General features: G+C 59.9%; 1 pseudogene. It reads left to right on the top strand.

Annotation, left to right across the window (positions count from 1 at the left end):
* Positions 1-261 precede the first annotated feature (261 nt).
* Positions 262-426: pseudogene (locus tag I6F28_RS37175) on the top strand (transposase); the annotation flags it as partial.

Genomic DNA, 426 nt, shown 5'->3' with positions numbered 1-426 from the left:
CAACACGTCCCTGTATTTTCTCGGTCCACGACCGAGCGCCCTTAAGTTATCGCGCAGCAAAACCGTCGGGGCGGACCAGACGCTAACACCGACGCGCGCCGAGTCCGTCCCGAAGACCATCGCACTGGGATTGGTGATGATGCGGCAAAGAGAGCAAGTCGCGTGCCGAAGTGAATTCGCGGGCTCTGCAGGCACTTCGTCGCGGCGTCCGGCGTCAAGTTGCTGGCAATGGTCTCAATGCCGACAGCCAGCGCAGCCGGTGCAGTACGTTCGGCTACCGGGACCAAGCGCTCAAGATCCCATTTCATCGTCGAAGGTGTCTGGGACGCATCACCGCTGGAATCTGAGCTGCTCAACCAGGCGGATCGGCTTGTCGGCGGCAAGGATGCGGTATTAGTCATTGATGACACCGCAATGCCGAAAAAG

The organism is Bradyrhizobium sp. NBAIM14 (assembly GCF_020193895.1).
GTDB lineage: Bacteria > Pseudomonadota > Alphaproteobacteria > Rhizobiales > Xanthobacteraceae > Bradyrhizobium > Bradyrhizobium yuanmingense.
The sequence above is the reverse complement of the archived record's forward strand: the minus strand, read 5'-3'. Positions and strand labels throughout refer to the sequence as shown.